Here is a 23,825-nt window from a genome sequence, read left to right as displayed (position 1 = left end):
CAAACCGCCCTCATTTTCGGGTGTATAAGAAACGGCGTCTGGATGTTGGTACCGCCGTTTAATGTCCCCTTCTGTTTTTATTATCGGCGGCTGCTTGAAAATGTTTAGAAGTTTTTTGTTCTTTAAGATATTAAACCTGTTCGGAAACTTCCGTTTCTGAACAGGTTACCTTGAAATGCGATGTTCTAAATCGTGCTATTTGCGCGATTTAGAACTCGTCGACCTATTCGAAAACGCAGTTATCGAATAGGTCTATTATCTACTTGTTTTTAAATATCTCGTACACCTGCATCGCCATTCGGCGAATCCTTTTGTATATCGTTTCTGCCGCAGCGATGGGGGGCAGTCCGCTATCTTTGCCGGTTTCGTCGTGAAAAAAGAGTACGGCAACCAAATCTTTCGCAAAGCCGTTCTTTATGTTCTCGTCTATTTTGTTGAGCTGTGTAATTAAGGCAGCTTGCTCACGGGCGCAACTCCCGTTACCTGAATGTGCGTTTTTTGGTGTGCCTGCTTCGTTGTATTCCGCTAAACGGCGGCACAATGCCTCGGCTTTTTCCGCTTGAGCTGCGAGACCGGCGGCACTCTCGGTCATTGCCTTGACCGAAGCGGCTAACTGCCGCTTCCGCGCACCGCAGCCGTCTAGGAATGCTTGGGAATACACACTTTTTACAAGAGTTTCCAACCGTTCATCGATGGCGGTGCGCGGGAGTCCGCCGGTCATGCCCGCAAAATCTTCCGCAGTACAGGCAGGCATTCCGGGAATAAACACTCCGTGCGGCATAAGATTGAAGGTTTTAACCTCCGGATATTTGGCAAGCGTGCTTTCAAACCACCACGCATAGAGCAGCATCCGGCGGTCGGTCAGCACCGTACCTCCGGCATAATCCTGATGCAGCGAAGGAAATGCCGAATATAAGCTGTTAAAATTCGCTTGCTCTGCGGAAGCAACACGGGTAGAGCGGGTATGGACGGCTTCTTCAAAGGTGCTGCCTGCAAAGTGGGTTTGCTTACCGGGATAAGCCAAATCCAACCCCGCCATGATAACGGACTTGGCGCCGATATACCGCGCAAAATCCCACGCAGTCGTTGCAACCGAACCTCCGGCGGCGAGTACACAGTCCTCATCGCCGTTCTGTTCTCCGCCTTTTCCTTCAAGATAACGGGCAAAGGGTACCGAAGATTCGGAGAGGAATACTGCGCGGTAACGCTGCCGGAGTACCGCCGGAAAAACCGCTGCCTCGCTGATTAAAATAGACTTGCTTGTGTCCAATCCGGCGGTATGCAGGTAGTTCCAATACTGCGGGTCAAAGCTGAGGATAAAATCCGGTGTAATGCTTGCCCGCAGACATGCCCGCAGCGCCGTATCCACTGCAATAATCAAAAAATCTTTGCCGCTTTTTTTAATCTGCTCAAGATGAGCGGTTAAACTCGGCCCGCCGGCAAGTACGACGGCTACCGCATCGGGAAAAGCATTTTTAAAACAGCCGATCTTTGCCGTCGTGCAAAGCATACCGAGGTTTTTTACCGTATTTTTTAACCACAGCGTACCGAAGCGTTCCAGCGTTTTGGCATTGATGCTGTTTTTCATTTTATTCCGCTCAAGCAGCGTAAAAAAAGTCCCGTACCACGGCTTATACGCTTCGGCAGAAACGGGCGCTTTAAACAGTATCTTGTTATTCCATCCTGTTGAGGCGAGAAACGAGGCTGCTTCTTCCGGTTGTGTGCCGATCAGAAGGCTTAAACGCCGGTGCCGAAAAAAGGAAGCAAGCGGGCGGGCAGCCAAGCAGCACAGAAAAATATCCCGATCCGCTTCGATGATGACCGCTTCGGCAGCGGGAAACCGTTCGATATACTGCAAAGCAAGATAGCCTAAGCCAAGCCCCGTAAAGATACAGCGGCTCTGCGCCTCTGCGGTTTGAAAAAATTCGGAATCGAGGATACGGCGGGCTTCTTCTTGAGGGTTATATTTGGAATGCACAAAGCTGCCGTTTACCGCCAGCGTCGGCGTATGTTCCATACCCTTTGCTTTTGCTTGTACTAATCGATATGCGGGCGGTACGGCTTGTAAACACTGGAGCGCTGTTTCCGGGCGATTGAGTCCGATCCTTGCCGCCTGTTCGGGAAAGCGGGCGGTAAAGCTGTTACAGTTTTGGAGGAACACCTCGGTATCGATGGTAAAGGGTACGCCGGCAGAAGCTGTTCCGGCACCGATGGACGCACCGTTGTTTCCGGTGGAAGCCGAGCCGACAGAAGCTGCGCCGATAAAAGCTGCGCCGTTATTCGAGGGTGAGTTCAATGATCATTCCTTTTACAACCGGCGTTCCCGCTGCCGGACTCTGGGCAGTTACATAGCCGTCTCCGGTCAGCTTAACCGTAATATCGGTTCTGCCTAATAAATCGAGCAGCAGCCGCTTGGGGGTGCCGATCAAATCGGGCATCGTGTCGCCGACGGTTACCGGTGTTTGGCGGTGCGATTGAATAATGCCGGTATGGGTTACATTCGGAGCATTTGCCCGCCCCATACCGCGATAATCGATGATTACATTTGCAGCTTCCGAAATAGCCGGCGCGGCAACCAACGAACCGTAGGTTTCCCCGACAGGACGGATAACCGCCATATACAGGATAATCTGGGGGTCATCGACGGGAAAAATACCGATACAGCTGCTGAGGTAATCGGTAGAACTATAACCGCGCCCATCCGCTTGCGCCATCTGTGCCGTACCGGTCTTAACGGAAATCGGTACACCTTTAATCGAAGCGCGAAAGCCGGTACCGTCATCAGCGGCGGTCTGCATATAACCGAGTACCATCTTTGCGGTTTGTGCCGAAATAACCTGTTCAAGCGGTTTCGGTTTATGCCGGTAGACAGGCTTACCTGCCGAATCCAGAATTTCGGATAAAAGACTGAGTTTTAAGGTTTTACCTTTATTGGTAAAGGCTGTTGCGGCTTGTACGATTTGCAGGGATGTAACACCGATTTCCTGCCCTATCGCAATGGTATGCTTGGTACGGGCTGACCATGACGATACCGGCGCAAAAATGCCCGCCGCTTCTCCGGGCAGCTCAAGACCGGTCTTTTTCCCGAACCCGAATGCCCGCAGCTTTTCGGCAAAAGCCGCGGCATCTGTTTTATCGGCAATCTGCGCCATCCCGTCGTTACAAGAAAATCTGATAATGTCGCGCGGTGTTACTTGGCCGTGCACCCGCAAACAACGGATCACGTTTTGATCTTTTTTTTCACTTAGCTGCCGCGGTTTAAACGCAAATTGTGCATCGCAGGTGTAGACATCGGAATCCTTCGTCGTGCCGAGTTCTAAGAAAGATGCTATCGAAAAAATCTTAAAAACGGATCCCGGCTCATAAATAAAATATGCGGGACGGTCAAACCGGTCTTCTTTTTTGCTGGATGTAAAATGAGCTAAATCAACCGACGGTTCGTTTATATACGCAAGGATTTCGCCCGTCTTTGCATCTGCTGCCAAAAAAATGACTGCCTCCGCCTTTGAGCTCTTCATTGTCCGTTCGGCTATCTGTTGCAGCATATATTGAATGGAAGCATCGATTGTTAAGGCAACCGTATAACCGTTTTTGTCCGCACCGGCAGTACCTTCAGGCGGGGAAAGGATATTTTGCATAGAGTATTCAATACCTGCCAATCCCTTACCGTCATCGCCAAGATAGCCGATCAGCGTCGATGCAAGTGCATTTTCAGGATAGATCCGGTTTGCTACCGCTTCAAGTCTGATCCCTTTTAAATTATATTCCCGTATTGCATCTTTTAAAATATCTTTTTCATTTTCACTCAATTTCTTTTTTAAATACAAAAAATTCGACTTGGAAGCCTGAATTTTATCAAGCAGCTCGGATTCCGATATTTCGAGAATCGGGGAAAGGATATTGACAAGACGGTTAACATCCCCAATCAATGTTTTATTTACCGATAGGTTATACAGCGTTGTAGCTGCCGCTAAGATTTTTCCGTTCCGATCTAAAATTGAACCCCGTTCGCGGCTCTTCTTAACGGTACGTACTTCCGGTTCCGTCCCAAGCATCGCCTGCGCATATTTTGCAACGATTAAGCCGGTAAAGAGGAGCAATAAGCCGATAAAAAAGATAATGCGTTTTTTAGAAATAAAATGATTTAGTTCCATAGTAACCGACCGCAGATACTATCGACCGAGACAAATCCGTAATCACGGGAGTCGCGGGATTGGATTGCATTATCGCCGAGTGCTAAAATAAAACCGGCAGGAACATATTGTTCGGCTTGCGGTAAAAATCCTCCCAGATTTCTAAATTGGACGCGGTTAAGCGCAACAGTTCTATTATCGTCTAATATAAGCGAACCATAACTTTCCGCTGATTTTTGCGGAGCCGAAATAAAATGCAGTTCCGTATTTTCTATTTTTACGCAGCGTTTTACCACAAACCGCCCGTCTATATGATAGAGGACGGTATCCCCTGTTTTCGGCATTCCCCAGCGGCAAAGATACCGGTTCGCAGCAGGAAGCTGAATTCCATACGCCAATTTCCATATAACAACAAACTGCCCATCGGAAAGGGTAGGTTCCATCGAATGTCCCGAAATTCGCCGTATATCTAAAACATAGCTTTTTAAAAAGAGCAGGCCGCCTATTAACACAAGGAAGCCCAGGAGTTTTCTTTTCACCGGTTAAAGATAGCAAAAAAGCAAGATTTTTTCCAGCGTGAAGCAACCGCGATGCCCCATTCCTCCTTCAGGCTAAAACGAACTATTTTTGTTTTGACAGCGGTATTATGGTGTGGTATATTCTTAGAGTATATGATGCTGAATCGAAATAAATTGCTTTTAGTTTTGGCGGCTGCCGTAGTTGCGGCGGCGGTGATGTCCTGCACGAGCGTGTGGAATAAGAAATACAAAGATGATGCAGGAGTCATGTATGGGATGATCTATGACGAACGGGAAGAAGGTGTGGCGTTGGTCAACGTAAAGGTAAACGGAAAGCTGAAGGCGGTGTCGGACGGGCAGGGGCGGTTTATCCTACAGTTTTATTTTGCGGATATAAAGGATAAGAAGGAACAACTGATAGAATTGGAAAAAGAAGGGTATGAAAAATTTAAGCAGGTATTTTATTATGAACCTCTGAGCTTATTGCATTTAAGGCTTGAAAGCGGTGAATACTTATTAAAAGAAGCAGAAGGGGTGATAGAGAACGGAAACTATGAAGAAGCGGAGGGGTTTCTTGATCGAGCGTTCGAAATAGAAGAGAGCCGAGATGAAAGTCTTTATTTGAGAGCGGTGATACGATATAGGGAAGGGAAAGCTGATGAGGCGCTTGCGGCGTTAGAAAGCATGAGCAGAAAGGAAGATGCTGCGGTAAAAGCGTTTATGCAGAGACTGGAAAGGGTAAGGAAATAAAAGTGGAGCGGCGGATAAAAGGATACCTCAGGAAAGCTTCGGTAGTGTCGGCTTTTGCGCTTTTAGTTTTGAATGTCGCTCTACTGTTGAGTGTGCAAAGCAGGCAAAAAGAGATGGAAAGGATGCTGACGCTTGCCTTAGAGCAAGGGAGAGATGCAGCTGAAAAAGCGCTTGGGGCACAGGAAGAGAAGATAAAAGAAGCGATCGCGGTAAGCGAAGCGAATATAAACGATCGACTGGACAGGATAGAGAAAACGATGATTGCACAGGGGCAAGTAAAACGCGGAGTAGCGGGGCAAGTTCCGGCAGGAGAAAAAGAGAGCGGGAAAGGAGTGCGGCTCCTGTATGATGAAGCGTATTTGGCAGGGAAAGAAGAAGAAGCCTACCGGCTTTTAAAGGGAAAGAAATATGCCGCGGCATATCAACTATATGATGAAATTGTAGAAAAAGATCCTGAGCGACTTATGAGCCGGTATTATCGGATGTACAGCTTGTTTTACGCGAATGAAATGAACAAAGAAAACTATGAATTTCTGCTGAAAGAAATTGAATATCTTCGGGGAAAGGGCATGAGAGAGGACAGCTTTAAAAAGATAGAAACGTTTATCGAAAAGGAGCGAGCTATAGAATATGAAGCGCGGTAAGCTGCTTTTATTAACATCTATGATTATCGTATGGGCTACTGCCGGGGTATATGGGGAGCAGGTATATATCGCGCCGATCTTAACTGTGGATGAAGGCGGGGAAAGTTATGGAATAGACGAGCGGTATCGGGATGATATCTATACGAGCATAGAGGAACAAAAAGGTGCTCTTGCGATGACGGCTGTGAAAACACCTGCACAGATAAAGACGGTGAGGTCTTCCTATGATGCCTTAAAAGTATGTAAAGAAGAAAAAATAGCATATTTATTGTACGGGTGGATTAGAAAAAGCGAACAGACGTATGAGGGAGAGATCAGAATATTTGATGGAGAGGGACGGAAAACTATTTACACGGTATACGAAAAAGACGGAGCGGAAGATTACGAAGCATTTATACAAAATATCAGCAGAAAAGTAGTGAGAAAATTGGAGGAGCTTTTTTACCTGCCCGATAGAGATGAAAATAAAACACACAGTAGAATCAATGTGCAGGTGGAAGCGGGGTATTGGACATTTATCAACAAAGCGTGGCTTCAGTATTTAAGCGGTACGGTAAGTGCCGGAGGAGGGTTGGAAGTCATTCCGAATGACGGAGCCGTTTTAACGAAAAAAATGAACCTCTATTTTTCTATCGGGTGTGCCGCGGACTACCGGTTTGGAGTTAGCGGAAAAGGGGCAGTAAAAAGTTACTTACATAACGTGAATATAGCGGGATATATGAATACATATCTTCATTTCCGTAATGATCACCGTATCTACGGGAAAATGGGGGTAGTATACGACTTTGATATTCTTTCATATACGGATAAATATGCGGATACGCGTGTAGTCAATTCGGGTGCGGTCGGTATTGTCGCCGGGCTTGGATATAAATACGGAATAAGCGAAAAGGTAAAGCTCGTATTTGAAAGCGATTTTGAATGCATTTTTTATAAGAAAGTGATGGGAAAATATAAAGGGACGTTCGGGGTGGAAGTGGAAGTATTTAAAAAGGAGCATACGCGAATATGAAAAGGAACGTGATGTCGGCGGCTTTGGTGCTCAGTGGTGCAATGTTTTTTTCCGGATGCGGGAACGGGATATACGAGATTGTTACACGGAATCAGGAAGATCCCGATACGTTTTATCTGAACGTAGACTCATTTAGCGAAGAGAATGTCATACGGTGCAGTTGGGCAAAAGATGAGCGAAGTGATAAGTATATTGTGATGAGGAGTGAAGATAGGGAGCCGTTACATTTTGAAAAAGTATATGAGGGAGACGGGACGAGGTATGAAGATGCGGTGTTAAAAGAAGATACACGGTACTTATATCGGCTGGATAAGGTGAGGGGAAAAAGAGGTTTTAAAGGAAAGACGCATTACATGGGGATATACAGTAAACAGGTAAAAGACGTGTATGAACCGAATGATAAGAAAGAGAATGCCGTCCTTTTGGAAAGCGATAAACAAGCAAATGTGTATTATTACCGATCGACGGAAGGGACGATTTTAGAGGATGAAGACTGGTATAAGGTAAGAGTTCCGGCGAGGAGGCAGGCGAAGATAACGATTGTCTATAATGTTGCAAACCAGCCCTTTGTTATCACGAAACCGGACAACGGAGAGGAAGAGCGTCCTGCAACGAATGGCGCCGTTGAGATAAAAAATGATACGGACTACGAAAAAGAATTGAGGTTTAAAATATCATTGGATAAGAACATTGTCGTAAGCGGAAGTGCGGGAGGTGCATGCTATCGGTATACCTTGCGCCTTCTATCAATTGAGTAGGGAAAGCGCGAGATGAAAAGAAAGGTCGTTTTACTGGGCATACTTTTTTTATCGCTTTGCTTATATGGACAGGAAGCGGAAGAAGAAAGGAGCAGCGAAAAATATGAGCTGCAATACATTGAAGCGAAAAAATTTATCGACGCATTACCGGAAGGATTGAAGAAGAACAAAATATATATATTAACGGACAGAAACGGATTTGTTATTCGGTGCGGAGAAAAAGAGAAAAAGGTCGTAGAAGAGTATATTCGGATACTGGATGAGGAGCCGAAAGCGATAGCGGTAACGCTAAAGTATCTATCGACGGAAGAACTGTTAAGGAATTTACCGCCGTCGGTGAATAAAGAAAGTATAACGGTAACGAGTAACCCGAACATTCTTTTTTTTAACGGGAGTGAAGGGAGAAAAGAGCAGTTTTTAAAAGAACTGGAACTGATCGATAAACCTAAGGCGCAGATACGGTACCAATTATTGGTGGTGCAGTATGAGAAAAGCGAGGATATGAATTGGACTAAGAGCCTAGAAGTAAAGAAGAGTAAGGGACAGCCGATGAGTGAGTTTTCCGGCGTGATGAGTAATATCTTTAATATCAATTTTGATATTGTTTCGAAATTCGGCTATCAGTTTATTGCAAAGTTGAGCTTTGAGTTATCCGAAAACAAGGCACGAGTATTAGCGGACACAACGCTGAATGGACTGACGGGAGAAGAGGTGAAATTCCAAAATACGAATACGTTTCGCTATATCGATAAGACGTTCGATTCAAATGGCAAGCCCTTATATGGGTCGATGAGGGAGATAACGTCGGGGTTATTGCTAAATATCAAGGGGAATGTTTCCGGAGACGGAATGATAACGATGGAAGTAAATGCGCAAGTGTCGAAGCAGGGATCGGGGGGAGTAACAAGCGGGGTGCTGCCGCCGACGTCGGAGAAGATCGTAAAGACAAAGGTGAGGACGCAATCGGGTACGCCGATTATTATCGGCGGTTTGTTGCAAGCGGAAAGAAATTCGAGTGAAAAAAAAGTACCGGGACTCGGCGATATACCGATAGCGGGAATGTTATTTAAAGATACGAGCGGGGCGGAAACAGTGACGGAGATGGTTATTTACATTGTGCCGTATCTGCATCGGGAGAAAGAGAAAAAAGAGAAAAAGAGCGAGCGACTGATGCGGCTGTATAAGAAGTATGTAGAAGAAGCGAACTGAAAAGCATCGGAAAATTTTATAGGAGTAACTATGAAAAAGACAAACAAGATTATTACTTTGTTGTTGTGCCTCGGATTATTGACAGGATGTGTTAATCAGTACAGTTCGGGAGGTACCGTCGGAAATAACCCGCTTGACGAAGGGAAAGAAATAGAGGAAAAGGAGGAAGAGAGCAAACCCTCTGAAGACATATTGTTTACTAAAGGAGCCGACGGGAAGGTTATATTTAAGGTAAACGACACAAAATATTGGAGTGTAAGAGGATACACCTTATGGAAATTTTTTGGAGAAGAGATAGATAAACAGAAACCGTGCATACGGGTCGTAAAGAAAGCAGGCGCAAGCGAAGCCGGGTACGGGCTTGTATGTTACAGTACCAAGACAGAGGTAGGACAGAAGCAGTACCGGATGCTCGTTGTACTGATACATACGGACGGAAGATACTCGGTAGGCTATGCAGTGAACGGGGAATATAAGCATATAGTATGGAAAAAAGTGAGCGAACGGTTGGCAAAGGGCTACGGGGTGGCGAATAGCATCAGCGTAAAGAAAGCCGGAAAGGCGATACAGATATACTTTAATGACAAAGGGTGTGAAGGAAACGCAGAGTACACGATTAACAATGCGGATGAGTATGCCTTAGGGGAAGGCGAAGCAGGAGTAATAGCGGTGATATCGGCGAAGGATAAATTCCCGAGCGAGTGCGTGTGGATAGAGTACGAGGCGGTGAGGTAAGGGGAGAAGGTGAAGATGATGAAAAGAATAAAAGAAGCCTTGGCAGGGATGGTGAAGAAAGCAGTATTTATGGTCTACCTTTTTACGGTGATAGCGCCCGGCGGTGTGTACGGACAGGGGCGGAGAGAAGGGGCGCGCGGCGTGAAGAGAGAAGCAAGCGAGCTCGTAGCGCAAAAGGTTATCGGGCAAGAGGGAGGAGTGTTAGAGGCGGAAGGAGTACGGTTTGTGATTCCTCGCGGAGCAGTGGAAGAGGCAACAAAGATAACGATTAGCCGGCTGTATGAAGTAGCAGAGGGAGGAGAAGTAAAGAACGTAACGGCGGGCTTTGGCGGATGGCGGTTTTTACCTGAGGGGATGAAATTTAAGAAAGCGTGCGAGCTATCGCTTGAGTACGATGAGCGGATAGAAGGGGAAGACGCGCAGGGGATTTATACATACTACTACGATGAGAAAGAGAAGCGGTGGGTTGCATTAGAGCGAAAGAGAGTCGATGAGGAAGGGAAGCGGATCGAATCGTATACGGATCATTTTACGGATATGATCAACGGGACGTTGAGTTTACCGGAGAGCCCTGAACCGGTGCGTGTGAACTTAAACAGCATCAAGGAGTTAAAGGCGGCGGATGCGGCAGGGGGGATAGAGGGAATAGAAGGATTACAAGGGGGAAGTGAAGGAAGCGCGGCGTTCGGTATAAAGCTCAAAGTACCGGAAGGGATGAAAGGGATGGCGCCGAATCTTTCACTTAGCTATGCGAGCGGAAGCGGCTGGGGACTATTAGGAAAGGGGTGGAGTTTAGGAGGAATAGAAAGCATAAGCATCGACACACGGTTTGGCCTACCTGAGTATAACGGGAAGGACACATACATTGTAGAAGGCAGCCGTGTGAGGTATGAAGGGGGAGCGTGGATAAAGGAGAAGGAGCAGCGGTATGAACGGATAGCCAACGGGTGGGTAGAAGGGAGAGGAGTAAGTGAAAATTATTTTGAAGTAACGGGGAAAGACGGACGGGTAAAGATATACGGGAAAGAAAGGTGGAGCGGCAAAGGAGCGGGAGCAAAATATATTTATTATTTGGATAGCCAGAGAGACAGCTTCGGCAACGAGGTGAAGTATGTGTACAAGAAAGAAAACGGCGCAGAGGGAGAAGAAGTTGTTCTTGAGGAGATTGTATACGGGAAAGAGGGCGAGCGGCACGTGCGTATTGAGTATGAAGGCAGAGGTGATGTGCGGCTTGAGGGACGTGGAAAGTATGTGCGGAAGGAAAGTAAGCGGATTAGCAGTATAGAGATGAGTGTTGGCGGGCGGGTTGTGAGGAGGTACGGCTTTGAATACCGAGAAAACGAGATGGGAGAGAGCCTTCTTGTAAAGCTTGAAGTAAAGGGAGAAGGAAGCGGCGAAGGGTATGGGTATGAATTCGGGTACGAAGAAGCGGAGAAAGATGGGAGCGGAAGGATAAAAGTATTTGGAGAGACGGAAGGCTGGGAGCGAAGCGGAAGCATCGCGGAAAGTGTGCACATTAGCGGAGGGGGAAGCGGCAGCGGAGGAGCGGGAGTAAACTTTACAAACAGCGTGTCGATATCGGGAGGCATGACCGCTTCTGCCGGAAGCGGGAGTGGGCATAGTAAGCGGAATTTTGTGGATGTAACGGGAGACGGGATAGCGGACATTGTGGAGTGGAAGAAAGGGGAAATAAGGATATATGAAGGGAAAAAGCGCAGCGACGGAAAGATAGGATATGAGCGGGCTGAGTACTTTGATGGGAAGGCATTGAAAGGGCTTTATTTAAGTGAGAATGAGGATTGGAACTGGAGTATCGGCGGGAAGGTAGATATTAATGTGGGTTTTGGGGCAGGCTCGGCCGGAGCGGGTGCGGGACTGACAAAACAGGGAGGGCGAGGAGAAAGTAAAAGCGAATTTGCAGATGTAAACCGGGACGGGTATGTGGATTTTGTGTCGAAGGGAAAGTACTACGAAAACGACCGGGGAAGAGGCTTTAAAGCGGGAATTGCTTTAAGCGGGATAGAGGAAGCGGAGATAGGGGTAAGTAAAGAAGAGAGAGAGAAAGCGGAGAAAGGGCATTACTTTCAAGAAGGAGTGCAAGCGTGGCGGAGTGAGGTAAGCGGAAAGATTGAGATAGGAGTAGACGTAAAAGAAATAGGGGCAGGACTGTTAAGCGTATGGAAGGGTACGAATAAGGAAGGAGTGAGGATCGGGGAATGCACGGAAAAGAAGCAGTATGTTTTTACGGAAGCGGTGAGACGGGGCGAATATATTTATTTTGCGACGGAGACGGATAACAAGGCAGAAGTCGGAGAGAGCGTCAAAGCGGGGATACGGATACGGTACAGCGAATACCAAAGAGATGAGTTACTGGGAGCGCATATAGCGTACCAGCTGCCTGAAAGGCTCACTGTTGCGCAGATTGATGAAACATGGAAAAGATACTATGAAGCAGATCACGGGGGAAGCGGGGAGTGGAAACTTAAAGCGGGGAATTACGTTACGCGGCTTGATGAGGAAGCGATAGAAAAGATACTGGAAAAAGGGTATTACACATACATCGGCAGTGAGATAGGAAAAGATGCCTTTGAAGCATTTTATAAGGGACTGGGAACAGATACTGCAAAAGAAAGCCTAAAAAAGAGTATGGAATACGACGGGGGCTTTGAAGAATATGTGTACGACGGGCAAGAGAGCGGCGCTACACTGAACAGTGATGTAATCAAAAAGATGAGTGAAGCCGAGCAAAAAGAAGCGGCAGGGTATAAAAGCGCTGATGGAGGCGTGAAGTACCCGCTGTATTATGAGGATGGGAAAGCCTACTACCGCGATAGGCTAACGCTCAAAACGAATAGTGAGCGGGAAAAAGGAGCGCGAGGTTACGAAGATACGGAAGGGATAGCAGTAGGAGCAATCAACGGGAAGACGTACCGGCTGGGCAAGGAAGGAGGAACGCTTGTTCTGTATGAGCAGGGAAAGAGAAAAGAAGAAGCGATTATAACGAAAGAGGGTGATACGGTAAAGGCGGTAGTGGATGGGCGGAATAAAACAGGGTATGAGTTTTCGATTGTGCTTGAGGGGAGAACACTCGGGAAGATAATCAGTGAGCAAGAATATGAGAAAGGGATGGGCGATATTGTCGAGCGCGGTATCGAATATCGTATCAGCCGGGTAGAAGGCTTGAGTGAAGCTGCGTATGAGAAGATAAAGGATAAAACAGTTATCAAAAACGCCCAAATGGTTGCGATTGGAACGCTGTATGAGAAAGCGGGAAATGAGCGGCGGCTAAAGGAAAGTGAAGGAGCCCTCGTTATACAAGCGATAGCAGAGGCGTTAAAAGAAGCGCGGAGCGGGATTAAAGTTATTATCGAGCAGAGAGAAGCAGGAGAGGTACGGATACGGGAGGTTGGGGTATTCACAGCGGAAGAGAAAGAGGCAATTGGAAGAGAGTATTTTGAAGCGATTGGAAGCTTGTATCAAATAAAGAGCGGGATAGGAGAAGCTGAACGTGCGCAGCTAGAGAAGAAGCTGAAACGGTATGAAAGTGAGGCGTATGATTTTCCATACTTTACGTATGATGGGGCAAAGAAAGAATACCGGACGACAAAAGAGCACCTTGAGAAAGAAGAAGTGAGGAAGTTTTTAGCGTATGTAGAAAGCTATTACTACGAGGAAGTGGGGGTGGTAGTAGAGTACCCGCAGGAGAGCCGGTATCCGGTACGAGACGGGAAGATAGCAATAGTGAAGATACAAGGGGGGCAGGTCGTAACAGTCGAGGAAGAGATAGCTGTGTACCGAGGAAATGAGAACTATGAAAGCGGGAAGTATGAAGGGACTGCCGGCATAGAAGGCTTTAACCGGCATGAGCGGATGTATGGCGGAGGGAAGCGGTGGTATTACGGACTGTATTCGAGGTGGGGGGAACAAAAGTTCAGTATTGCTTCTCTTTTTGCACCGAATGAGTATGAGGAAAGCGCGGCTTATAAAGACGAGAATGTTGCTGAACGAAAGAAGCAAAATATTAAAGAGAGCCAGAAAAATAGTGAAGAAGAGAAAAATAAGTTTGCCAAGACGCTGAAAGAGAATGGAAACGAGGAAGCGATTGGAGAGACGGTAAAAGCAGAAGTAATGCAGAAGATACAGGAAGGGGTGACACTGGGCGGGTATATTCCGGTGCAGAGATATCAAACATACGTAAAGAAAGGTCAGGAGAGCGAACCGAAAGGAGAAGCGCCGAAGAAGGAAAGGAGAAGCGGACTTGTTTTTTCAAAAGAAAGCCTTATCGGAGCGTTTGCGAGCACGAGTGAAAACGGTTTTGATAGAGAGGGAGAAGTTTCGAGCACCATTCATTACTATGCAGCGTATATTGATAATGAAGTGCTGCACTCAAGCCGGATCACCGGAGGGGCATACAAAAACCTGCCGTGGATAAAAGACGGAGGCTTTGCCCTTTCCGCGAACGAGAGCAGTAGTTTTGATAAAACACTCGAAGCACACGCGGGTGTGTCAGTCGCATCGATCAATGCCAGTGTCGGTTTTAATAAGGGAGAAAGTAAGCAGGTACAAAGCTATCAAGACATCGATGGGGATGGGTACCCTGATATAGTAAAAACAAGCAGCGGAGGCCTGAGCGTCCAGTACGGGAATGCAGAAGGAGTCTTTCAGAAGAAGAAAGGAGGTATACAGGGAGGAGCACTGTCGACTAATAGTAATGAATCGAAAGTATTTGGAGCGGGTATAGGGCTTTCAGGATCGGTCGGGGTAATCAGAGATACTGAAGGGAGAGTTAAAAGCATTACACTGGAACCGGCCGGTTCGACACCGTATGGGGCGAGTGTGAATGAGGGAGTAAACTATTCCAGAGGCCGGCAGCAGCAGACAGGTGGATTAGTAGACATAAACGGAGATGGGCTACCCGATTACCAAACGGCAGCAGGAGCGAAGCTAAACCTTGGAGAAGAATTTAGAGCGGTAGGGGCGTGGCAGGCAGTGAACGTATCGGAAGGAAGCGTTAAAAGCGGCGGGGGAAACTTCGGCATAGGAGTGAGTGCCGGGGCGAAGGCGAATTATGGCGGAGGAAACCTAGGGGTCAACGTGAATATCAGCCAGACGGCCACAGAATCCCTTATAGCAGACATCAACGGAGACGGGTTACCGGACGTATTAAAAGTAAAGGAAGACGGCAGCTATGCCGTCAAACTGAACTATGGAGCAGGCTTTGACGGGAAAGAAAAGACAATAGAGATACGGAATATCGAAGGGGCAGAGTACGCTGCGTATTATAACCGTGTAGTGGCGGATCTTGTGGGGACATCCGAGAAGATACAGGTACCGTACCGGCCGGAAAATATGAATAAGAGTACCGAAAGAAGTGAAATAGAAAAGTTATTACAGATACCGAAAGCATTGGAGTTTAACACAAGCCAAAGTGTGGGAGTCTCCGGAGGATTATCGGGACAGATAGGGTTTCTTGTGTGGGTAGGGATTTTTATTACCTGTAACTTTTCAGGTGGAGTGAATGGAACCTATAGCAAAAGCGAAGTGAGCTTACGCCTCTTTGACGTAGACGGGGACGGCCTCGCCGACAGGGTCTTCAACATCGGAGGCTCCGATAAGCTGTATGTACAGCGGAACAAGTTAGGGAAAGTAGGACTATTAAAAACGATACACCTTCCGACCGGCGGCAGCTATGAGATAGAGTATCAAAGAGTAGGGAACACACGGGAGCTGCCGCAGAGTAAGTATGTGCTAAGCAGCGTCACAATGAACTCAGGGCTGCAGAGTAAGAGCGGAAACATACAATCGTACCGCACAACCTACACCTACAAAGACGGCTACTATGACCGCAAAGCAAAAGAGTTCTACGGGTTTAAGACGGTAAAAGCAGTAACGGGAACGGGAAAGACGAGCGAGACGGAGTATTACATTGATGCCTATTACCGCAAAGGGATGGTAAAAAAAGAGACGGTCAGCCATAACGGCATCGTTTATTCGATAAAAGAGTATGAAACGGATGAAGTCCCCCATGCACGGGTAAAGCGAGAGTGGAACACCATACGGGAAGGATACCGGTCGATACAAACGGAAAGCGATTATCGCTATGATCGATACGGTAACGTTACGGAGCTGGACGACAAGGGAGACGTCAGTAGAAGCGACGACGACATCATTGCCCGAATACGGTATTGGGACAGTGCCGATGAGCGGCGCTACTTTAAAGCGCACCCCGAACGGATAGAAGTGCTGGACGGCAAGAGCGGCAGGTTATTGCGGAAACGCGAAGGACGCTACGATAATAACACCGGTGCGATAACGGAACTAAAGCAATACATCTCAAGCGGCACGAGTCTTACCTACACGATAGACTGGGATGAGAAGGGAAACATTAAGACCCTGATAAGTCCCACAGGCAAGAAGGTAAGCTACCGCTACCAAGATGGGATATACCCGGTTAAAATAACGGAAGAAGGCAGTAAAGGCGGCACTCCGTACGAGAGTACGCTCCTGTGGGACAGTGCCTTAGGAGTAAAACTTGAAGAAACCGACAGCGCGGGTAACACCATGAAGTACCGCTATGACGGCTTCGGGCGGGTCATTGAAGTACAAAGTCCCTATGATGATACGGCCGGTACTCCCTACGCAAAGTACGAGTACCATACCCCCGCATCTTCTTTCTGGTACACCGTAACGGCAAATAAGCTTACTACTGAGGCAACGGACGAAGCCATTATGAAAACGATAGTCATGCATGACGGCTTAGGCCGTGCCCTCTACACCGCGAAAGAAGGGGAAGTGTACCGGGAAGGAACCGCCGGAGAAACGAATGTGGGCTGGAATATATCAGGGGCGACACACTACGATGAGGCAGGAAGAAAGATAAAAGAAGGAATGCCCTTCTTCTATGGAGGCGATTTACCGGCTGAACTTGCAAATAAAGCTTCTTACGCAAGCGTCGAGCAGTTCTATGAAACAAACGACTTTACAGCGCTGCGAAATGAAACCGCGTACACCTACGACGGCATCGACCGAGTGATTAAAACGCTATTACCCGACGGAAGCGAGCAGAAAAATGAGTATGCAATAGAAGACGGTTTACAGGTAACAAAGGCAACCGACCCGTTAGAGAATAAGAGCGTTACCAAGAAAGACGCCCGTGGAAACATCCGCGAGGTGGAACGCCTTGATAAAAACGGCACAGTATTAACCAAAGGCCGCTACGAATATTCAGTCCTCGGCGAAATGCTTCGCGCATACGACGCCAATGAAAACATTGTCTCGGTAACATACGACCTGTTGGGTAGAAGAGTAGCCTTAGAAAGTAAAGACACCGGAAGGAAAGAATGGCGCTATGATAATAAAGGCCTCCTTGAAGCGGAATCGGATTCACTGCTGCGCAGTAAGTTAAGCGAGATACAGTACCACTACGACGGCTTTGACCGGCTCGTAAAAATAGACTACCCGTTTAGTGAAGACGTAACCTATGAATACGGCGAAGCAGGGCAAGCGGGTGCCGGAGAGATAGTCCATAAGAAGGATGAGAGTGGAGAAATACGCTACGAGTACGGGAAGTTAAGCGAAGTAATAAAAGAGACGCGGACAATTAAGCGTTACGAGGCGTTAAGCGAACCGGAAACGGCAACCTTTACCTACCGCTCCGACTACCTCGGCCGTATGCAGACCATGAAGTACCCCGATGGGGAGACCATTACCTATACCTACGACAAAGGCGGACAGCTCAAAGGCGTAAGCGGTGTAAAAAACACGGTAAAAGGAAGTGAAACCTATTCCTATATTGATACGATTGTCTATGACGAACACGGGCAGAGAGTCTACATCAAATACGGAAACGGCGTAGAGACCCGCTACCGCTATGACGACAAACGGCGGTGGCTGAAAGACATAGAGACGAGAAATAAGCAAACAGACGAGGTGTTCCAGAAAATCACCTATAGTTTTGACAAAGTCGGGAACGTCTTAGGCTACAGCAATGACGCAAGCGTGTACGAGACGAGCCAAAGTTACTCATACGACAACCTCTACCAACTTATCGGAGTAGAGGGGACAAGCAACCAATACAAAGCGATAAAAAGCTTTGGAAGCACACCGGTCAATGTCGCAAAATACAAGCAAGACTTTGCCTTTGACGGCATCGGAAACATGACAAAGAAGTCCAGTACCACAAACCTCCCCGGCGCCCGCGGTAACGCCTACCCGAAAGCAGAGCTTGACTACAGTCTTGATTACGAATACGACCCGGCCTATGCACACCGGCTCGTACACGCCGGAAACCGCTACTACCGCTATGATGCGAACGGCAACATCACGGCAGAAAAAGACGGCCCCTTTACCGAGGATGATGAGTTTATCTTTACCTACAGCTACGACCCTGACACCGACGTATACGGCGCCGACTACGGCTTCGGCCTTGACGCCCCGAAGGAGACAGAAGAGACGCGTCCTGAAAACCTATTTGCATACCGCCGTAACTACACGTGGAATGAGAAGAATCAGTTAACGAAGTCAAGCGATCGTACGTACACCGTACACTACCGCTACGGTGAGGACGGGCAGCGAGCGCTCAAGTATACAGAAGAGGGACGTTCTGAAACGCTCTACTTTAATAACTTCTACACGATACACATCCCCGTGCAAGACAAAAACAATCCGCAGGGCTTGCGAGTGCATAAGCACATCTTTGTGGGTAACTCACGTCTTGTAACGGCAATGACACACACCGACAACAACGGAGATAATGCAGAGCAACGGGAGAAGCGCTACTACTACCATTCAGACCACTTAGGCAGCGCGCAGTTTGTAACCGACTGGAGAGGTAAACAATACGAGCACATCGAATACACACCTTACGGGGAACTGTGGATAGAAGAAGTAGCTGCGGGGTTAGACAAACTGCCGTTCAGGTTTACCGGCAAGGAGATGGATGAGGAGACGGGCTTATACTATTACGGAGCGCGCTACTTAGACCCGAAGTATAGTAGATGGTTGAGTGGAGACCCGGCGTTGGGAGACTACGTCCCAGCTGCAGGCACTGATCCGTCAAAGCTTGCGGGAATGGGCGGCGTATATAATACGGTCAATTTACATCTCTATCATTATGCGGGGAATAATCCTGTGAAATTCCTAGATCCGACAGGATTATATGATGAAGAAAACGGATATACAAAACAAGAGATAAAAGATTTTAAAAATATGAGTGTAAAAGATCAATTGGCTTATTTAAAAAGTGAAGTTGGTAGTGTAAAAAAAGGAACAACAGCAGCTGGTGCAAAGGCTGGATTTATGCGAACTCAACTAAAAAATAATATGAAATTACATGGATTGTTTTTTAGTATGTCTGGTGATGAAAAATTTATGAATGAGGATTTACGTTCATTTTTGAATCTGAATTCAGAGGGTAAAAATGAATATTCAAGAGCAGATATGGAAAAAGGTGGATGGTTTCAAATGATTCCATATCTGGGAGATAATGAACATCAGCGTAATCAAAATGGTGGAAGAAATGTAAAATTCTGCAATACAGATGGACGTGAAGCTATTTTCGATGCACAAGACAATTATATTGGAACAGAAATAGATTCTTCAACATATAATTATGGCTATGTTTCACGATTTAATCCAATATGTATAACATTAGGAAGTACCCATGGACAATATGATATGAAGCCGTTCTTCCGCCAAACTGGTACTAAACCATTTTATTGGAGCATGAGCGTTGGTTCTAATTATGGATTTAATTCAAGGTAACTTAGATGTCAAAAGTAATTAAACGCCCTATATTAGTATTAATTTGTCTTTTTTTAGTTTTTTCTTTATTTGAACAACGCAAATATTATGAGTTTACTTGTAAAAATGATACAAGTATGAAGAATATATTTAATTCAACTCAAATAAATCAGTTATCAAAAAAAGACTCTATTATGAGGATATCTGTTGGTAATGTAATCTTCTTAAAAACTCAGCATTTGGGTTTTAGGATTTTTGCTAAACAGAATTTTAGGCAAGTACGCATCAATCAACTTGAAATTTTATATGACAATAAACATAGAATTTTAAAAAAGCATAATGTTTATAAACCAGATGATTCTAACAAGAATAGGGTTATTTTCAAAAATTATGAAGTTGATGGCATTAATTATTCAGGAGTTGAAAAATTAATATTCTCTGATTTTAATACAAAAAACTTTTGTTGGGTAAATTTTTATAATATGTTTAAATGGCGACATGGAAAGTTGAATGATAAATTCCCTGTAAAAATTGTCTGCCATTATTCATTAGATGAAGAAAATTACACAGAAGAAATTGACTACATAGTAGAATGCAAAGAAGCATATCCATCTCGGTTATACAAGATTTTTTTTTAATCATTTAACTCAACAGAGTAAAAATTAAAACTCCGTAGTTTTCAAAAAAACTGCGGACTACCTACCGTACAAATTTACCGGCAAGGAGATGGATATGGTGGAGCCTTGGTTTTAGGAACTTGGGATTTGAATGCTCAAAATAAATCGGGTTCCCCGAATAGTTTGAGTGGTATTGGTGTTGGAGGTGCTGTATGGTGGTCTGCAACAGGGGTATGGAAAATTCATGAGGGGAAAAAATAAAATATGTATTTAGAGTGGATGAAAAAACATTTATTAATAATGACAATATTACAGTTTAGTTTAGTAATATTTGTACTAGTTTTTAAGCAAGAGTTTCGCTATGAAATATATTTAACTTCATTTTTAGGAGGTTCGTTTTGGGGCGTATTACAATATATTATTTGTAAGTTAGTTTATAAAAATTCAAAAAGTTTGAAGATAAATTTGATGCTTGTTATGTGGGATATATTTTTCTATTTTTCTGTTGTATTATCACTTCGAAATTCAAATGCGATAATTCAGATTATGGTTATTTTGTTCTTAGTTAGAACAGAATTAACAATCTTTTCTAGAAAGTTTAATATAAAAGGGAAATAGGTAGAGGGTAAGGCAAAATAACTAAGATTGGGAATTGAGCAATACAAATACGAACTGTGAAATAGAAAGAAATAATTATATGGATATAAAAGATTACTTTTATCAGCGTAACTATTCTCTCCCCCGGACAGCGATTGAAGCAGAAATCCTTTTTGCCGCGCGTATAATGCAAGTGCGGTTTTTGAAGCGCTTAAGCGGAAAAACACCGCTTAAACAAAACAGCAGCGGCGAAAAGATTGGAGCGGAAAGCGCGGTGCTGCATTTTGTTTTCTTTATAGTAATAGTAAACAAAATGCAGCAGTCCGCCAAAGAAGGATGCTTATTAAAAAGAAACACTGTGTTGGAGGTTTTTCCGCTTACGGCAGGGATTGCCGGAAGCGGAAAAACGGTGCCTTTTGAAAAGAGGCGGAGCAGATACAAGGAGACAGCCGAAAATAAAGCGGAGGCGTATCGGGTATACGTCGAGCATTTATTTTCGGCGTGCGACGCCGTAGATGCCCGCATATTTTCAAAAGGGGACGGGAACATGACAAGGAAGATAAGCACCACGAATCTCCCCGGCGCCCGCGGCAACGCATACCCCAAGGCAGAGCTTGACTACAGTCTTGATTACGAATACGACCCGGCCTACGCACACCGCTTAATTCATGCAGGAAACCGCTACTACCGCTATGATGCAAACGGCAACATTACGGCGGAAAAAGACGGCCCGTTTACCGAGGACGATGAGTTTGTCTTTACCTACAGCTATGACCCGGAAACAGACGTATACGGCACCGACTACGGCTTCGGGCTTGACGCGCCGAAAGAGACGGAAGAGACGCATCCGGAGAACCTATTCGCGTACCGGCGCAACTACACGTGGAACGAAAAGAACTTACTTACCAAATCGAGCGACCGGAGCTACACCGTGCATTACCGCTACGGTGAGGATGGGCAAAGAGCACTCAAGTATACGGAAGAGGGAAGAAGCGAAACGCTCTACTTCAATAACTTCTACACGATACACATCCCCGTGCAGGATAAGAATAACCCGCAAGGTTTGAGAGTACATAAGCATATCTTTGTAGGGAACAGCCGTCTTGTTACCGCGATGACCCACACCGACAACAACGGAGATAACGCAGAGCAACGCGAGAAGCGGTACTACTACCACTCAGACCACTTAGGCAGCGCGCAGTTTGTAACCGACTGGCGAGGCCGCCAGTACGAGCATATCGAGTACACGCCATACGGGGAGCTGTGGATAGAGGAAGTCGCCGCAGGGTTAGATAAGCTGCCATTCCGCTTTACCGGTAAGGAGATGGATGAGGAGACGGGGCTGTACTACTACGGAGCGCGCTACCTTGACCCGAAGTATTCGAGGTGGCTGAGTGGAGACCCGGCACTGGGAGAGTATGTCCCAAAAGCGCCGATAGATGACGAGGCGAAGAAACACAACGAGAACCTCCCCGGCATGGGTGGGGTGTTTAATGTAGTGAACTTGCACCTATACCACTACGCAGGGAATAATCCGGTGAAGTATACTGATCCGGATGGGAGAATTGTTAGAAGTGCAAATTCATCAATTATGATGGCAGATTCTTCAGATAATCTAGGAACTTCACAAGAAAAAATATGTAATGTTGGGTGTGTATTAACAGCCTATACGAGAATCGCCGCAGCACTTCTTGGAAGTAATATATCTGTCAATGATGCAAATGCATATGCAAACGAGCATAACCTTTTTTCAAACGAAAATTTATTGACACCAGAAGCCGGTGCAGCGTTAATAAATGGATTACTAGAAGAAAAGGGGGTGACAGATACGAAAGTTCAATTTGTCTGTTCTTGTAAATCCGATAAGCAGGATAATATGATTATTGCTATAGGTAGGACAGAAAATTTTGCTGATGAGTATTTTGTTAATGCTAGAATTGAAACAACAAACAAGGCAGGTACAGAGACATACGGTCATCATGTAAATATAAATCATGGTGCAGTGTTTGCAGATACGGAAAATGGTTGTATGAATCTTTCACTAAATGATACAAATGGCGTTAGAAAAAAGTTGTATCATGATTCAAGAAGTAACACATTACAACGATTTGATTTGTTTAAGGTCGTTAAAACTCAATCAATAGGAGATGAATAATGAAGTGCCGGTTATGTATTTTTTTGGCTCTTTTTTTTGTTATGGCTTGTGGTTTTTCTGAAGCTAACTTATTTTCATTAGTTGGACTGAATCAATTTATCAATATTGAAACTTTGGAATCTATAAGTGATTCTTGGTATTTTTCGAGCTTTGAAAAAGAATCTAAGTTCAATTTACAAAAAGTAGTTATAAAACTGCAGCGGAAAGAAAGAAAAGAAAATTATACTCTTTTCTATAATTCTAAGGGACTGTTGGATAAAGAAGAATCTAGCGTTTTTGAAGATTATGTTTTCTTATATCAGTATGATGAGAAAGATAGGTTGCTTTCACGTGGGGATTTCACATTTAAATATCTTGACGATTTTCAGCGAGAAAGATATTGCCGCGGTGTGCTGCAATACAAGGAAAGTTTAGAATATCAAAAAAATAAGATAATAGTAACTGTTATATCTTATTCTGAGCGATATGCAGATGGGGCTATAATTGAGTCCGGTAAGGAAATTTATGAGTATAGCTTCATAGCAGGGCTTTTGACAGATATATGTTGCACACGGTTTAACGGAAAAGGAATCGAAAAGAAAAATAAACATTATTTGAAACTATCTTACGATAATAATAGATTAAAAAGCACTGCAGAGTATTATGGGGAAGAACTGAGATGTGAACGGATTTTTGAATATCAAAATGAAAGACTTGTAAAGCAAACTGTTAGTTATACTAATGATCCTGCTGCAAATCATGTGGCTGAATATTTTGATTTCGATAAACATGGAAATTTCCAGCATTATATAAAAAAATCTGCAAGAGGTATTGAGGTTTCGTTATCTCGTGAAATTGTATATAAATATTAGATTCTCACAGAACGCGTTACGGCCGTATGTGGGAAGCCATATCAAATCCGTACGTCCTTGTACAGATTTGATATCATGTTTTGCTGACAGCAAAACATGATACTG

13 protein-coding genes are annotated in these 23,825 nt (G+C 45.4%); 10 read left to right on the top strand and 3 right to left on the bottom strand.

Annotation, left to right across the window (positions count from 1 at the left end):
* Positions 1-259: 259 nt before the first annotated feature.
* From E4N65_RS09790 to lepB, 3 genes are read right to left on the bottom strand one after another with little or no spacing between them, the layout of a single operon-like run.
* Positions 260-2,296: a motility associated factor glycosyltransferase family protein gene (locus tag E4N65_RS09790; protein ID WP_253673047.1), complete on the bottom strand. Its 2,037-nt coding sequence runs from the start codon at positions 2,294-2,296 to the stop codon at positions 260-262.
* Positions 2,277-4,154, bottom strand: coding sequence for a penicillin-binding protein (locus tag E4N65_RS09785; RefSeq protein WP_253673046.1), 1,878 nt, complete (start codon positions 4,152-4,154; stop codon positions 2,277-2,279). Before E4N65_RS09785 ends, E4N65_RS09790 begins: the two co-directional genes overlap by 20 nt.
* Positions 4,145-4,672, bottom strand: a complete 528-nt coding sequence (gene lepB / locus E4N65_RS09780; RefSeq protein ID WP_253673045.1) for a signal peptidase I — start codon at positions 4,670-4,672, stop codon at positions 4,145-4,147. The genes E4N65_RS09785 and lepB overlap by 10 nt, the downstream gene beginning before the upstream one ends.
* Positions 4,673-4,804: 132 nt before the next feature.
* On the opposite strand from lepB, the gene E4N65_RS09775 reads away from it, so the two are divergent.
* The 10 genes from E4N65_RS09775 to E4N65_RS09730 all read left to right on the top strand — a co-directional run bounded on the left by E4N65_RS09775 (position 4,805) and on the right by E4N65_RS09730 (position 23,720).
* The gene (locus E4N65_RS09775; RefSeq protein WP_253673044.1) at positions 4,805-5,401 is read left to right on the top strand and encodes a tetratricopeptide repeat protein; all 597 of its coding nucleotides are present in this window, start codon (positions 4,805-4,807) and stop codon (positions 5,399-5,401) included.
* 2 nt (positions 5,402-5,403) lie between these two features.
* Entirely contained in the window at positions 5,404-6,045 is a 642-nt protein-coding gene (locus E4N65_RS09770; protein ID WP_253673043.1) for a hypothetical protein, read from the top strand.
* Positions 6,032-7,057: a hypothetical protein gene (locus tag E4N65_RS09765; protein WP_253673041.1), complete on the top strand. Its 1,026-nt coding sequence runs from the start codon at positions 6,032-6,034 to the stop codon at positions 7,055-7,057. Before E4N65_RS09770 ends, E4N65_RS09765 begins: the two co-directional genes overlap by 14 nt.
* Positions 7,054-7,815: a hypothetical protein gene (locus tag E4N65_RS09760; protein ID WP_253673039.1), complete on the top strand. Its 762-nt coding sequence runs from the start codon at positions 7,054-7,056 to the stop codon at positions 7,813-7,815. The genes E4N65_RS09765 and E4N65_RS09760 overlap by 4 nt, the downstream gene beginning before the upstream one ends.
* 12 nt (positions 7,816-7,827) lie before the next feature.
* Positions 7,828-9,024 (top strand): type II secretion system protein GspD, encoded by a 1,197-nt coding sequence (locus tag E4N65_RS09755; RefSeq protein ID WP_253673038.1) that lies wholly within the window; start codon positions 7,828-7,830, stop codon positions 9,022-9,024.
* A gap of 30 nt (positions 9,025-9,054) precedes the next feature.
* Positions 9,055-9,759, top strand: a complete 705-nt coding sequence (locus E4N65_RS09750) for a hypothetical protein (protein WP_253673037.1) — start codon at positions 9,055-9,057, stop codon at positions 9,757-9,759.
* Between the two features lie 15 nt (positions 9,760-9,774).
* On the top strand, positions 9,775-19,521 hold the full coding sequence (locus E4N65_RS09745; RefSeq protein WP_371921816.1) for a toxin TcdB middle/N-terminal domain-containing protein: 9,747 nt from the start codon (positions 9,775-9,777) through the stop codon (positions 19,519-19,521).
* A 5-nt stretch (positions 19,522-19,526) separates the two neighbouring features.
* Positions 19,527-20,138, top strand: a complete 612-nt coding sequence (locus tag E4N65_RS09740) for a hypothetical protein (RefSeq protein ID WP_044015027.1) — start codon at positions 19,527-19,529, stop codon at positions 20,136-20,138.
* A gap of 676 nt (positions 20,139-20,814) precedes the next feature.
* Positions 20,815-22,869, top strand: coding sequence for an RHS repeat domain-containing protein (locus E4N65_RS09735; protein WP_253673036.1), 2,055 nt, complete (start codon positions 20,815-20,817; stop codon positions 22,867-22,869).
* Entirely contained in the window at positions 22,869-23,720 is an 852-nt protein-coding gene (locus E4N65_RS09730; RefSeq protein WP_253673035.1) for a hypothetical protein, read from the top strand. Before E4N65_RS09735 ends, E4N65_RS09730 begins: the two co-directional genes overlap by 1 nt.
* Positions 23,721-23,825 lie beyond the last annotated feature (105 nt).

Source organism: Treponema sp. OMZ 855 (assembly GCF_024181145.1).
Taxonomy (GTDB): Bacteria; Spirochaetota; Spirochaetia; order Treponematales; family Treponemataceae; genus Treponema.
The sequence above is the reverse complement of the archived record's forward strand: the minus strand, read 5'-3'. Positions and strand labels throughout refer to the sequence as shown.

Coding starts and splice junctions, on each gene's coding strand:
- E4N65_RS09785 (WP_253673046.1), bottom strand. CDS start 4,154: ATGGAACTAAATCATTTTATTTCTAAAAAACGCATTATCTTTTTTATC.
- E4N65_RS09775 (WP_253673044.1), top strand. CDS start 4,805: ATGATGCTGAATCGAAATAAATTGCTTTTAGTTTTGGCGGCTGCCGTA.
- E4N65_RS09765 (WP_253673041.1), top strand. CDS start 6,032: ATGAAGCGCGGTAAGCTGCTTTTATTAACATCTATGATTATCGTATGG.
- E4N65_RS09760 (WP_253673039.1), top strand. CDS start 7,054: ATGAAAAGGAACGTGATGTCGGCGGCTTTGGTGCTCAGTGGTGCAATG.
- E4N65_RS09755 (WP_253673038.1), top strand. CDS start 7,828: ATGAAAAGAAAGGTCGTTTTACTGGGCATACTTTTTTTATCGCTTTGC.
- E4N65_RS09750 (WP_253673037.1), top strand. CDS start 9,055: ATGAAAAAGACAAACAAGATTATTACTTTGTTGTTGTGCCTCGGATTA.
- E4N65_RS09745 (WP_371921816.1), top strand. CDS start 9,775: ATGATGAAAAGAATAAAAGAAGCCTTGGCAGGGATGGTGAAGAAAGCA.
- E4N65_RS09740 (WP_044015027.1), top strand. CDS start 19,527: ATGTCAAAAGTAATTAAACGCCCTATATTAGTATTAATTTGTCTTTTT.
- E4N65_RS09735 (WP_253673036.1), top strand. CDS start 20,815: ATGGATATAAAAGATTACTTTTATCAGCGTAACTATTCTCTCCCCCGG.
- E4N65_RS09730 (WP_253673035.1), top strand. CDS start 22,869: ATGAAGTGCCGGTTATGTATTTTTTTGGCTCTTTTTTTTGTTATGGCT.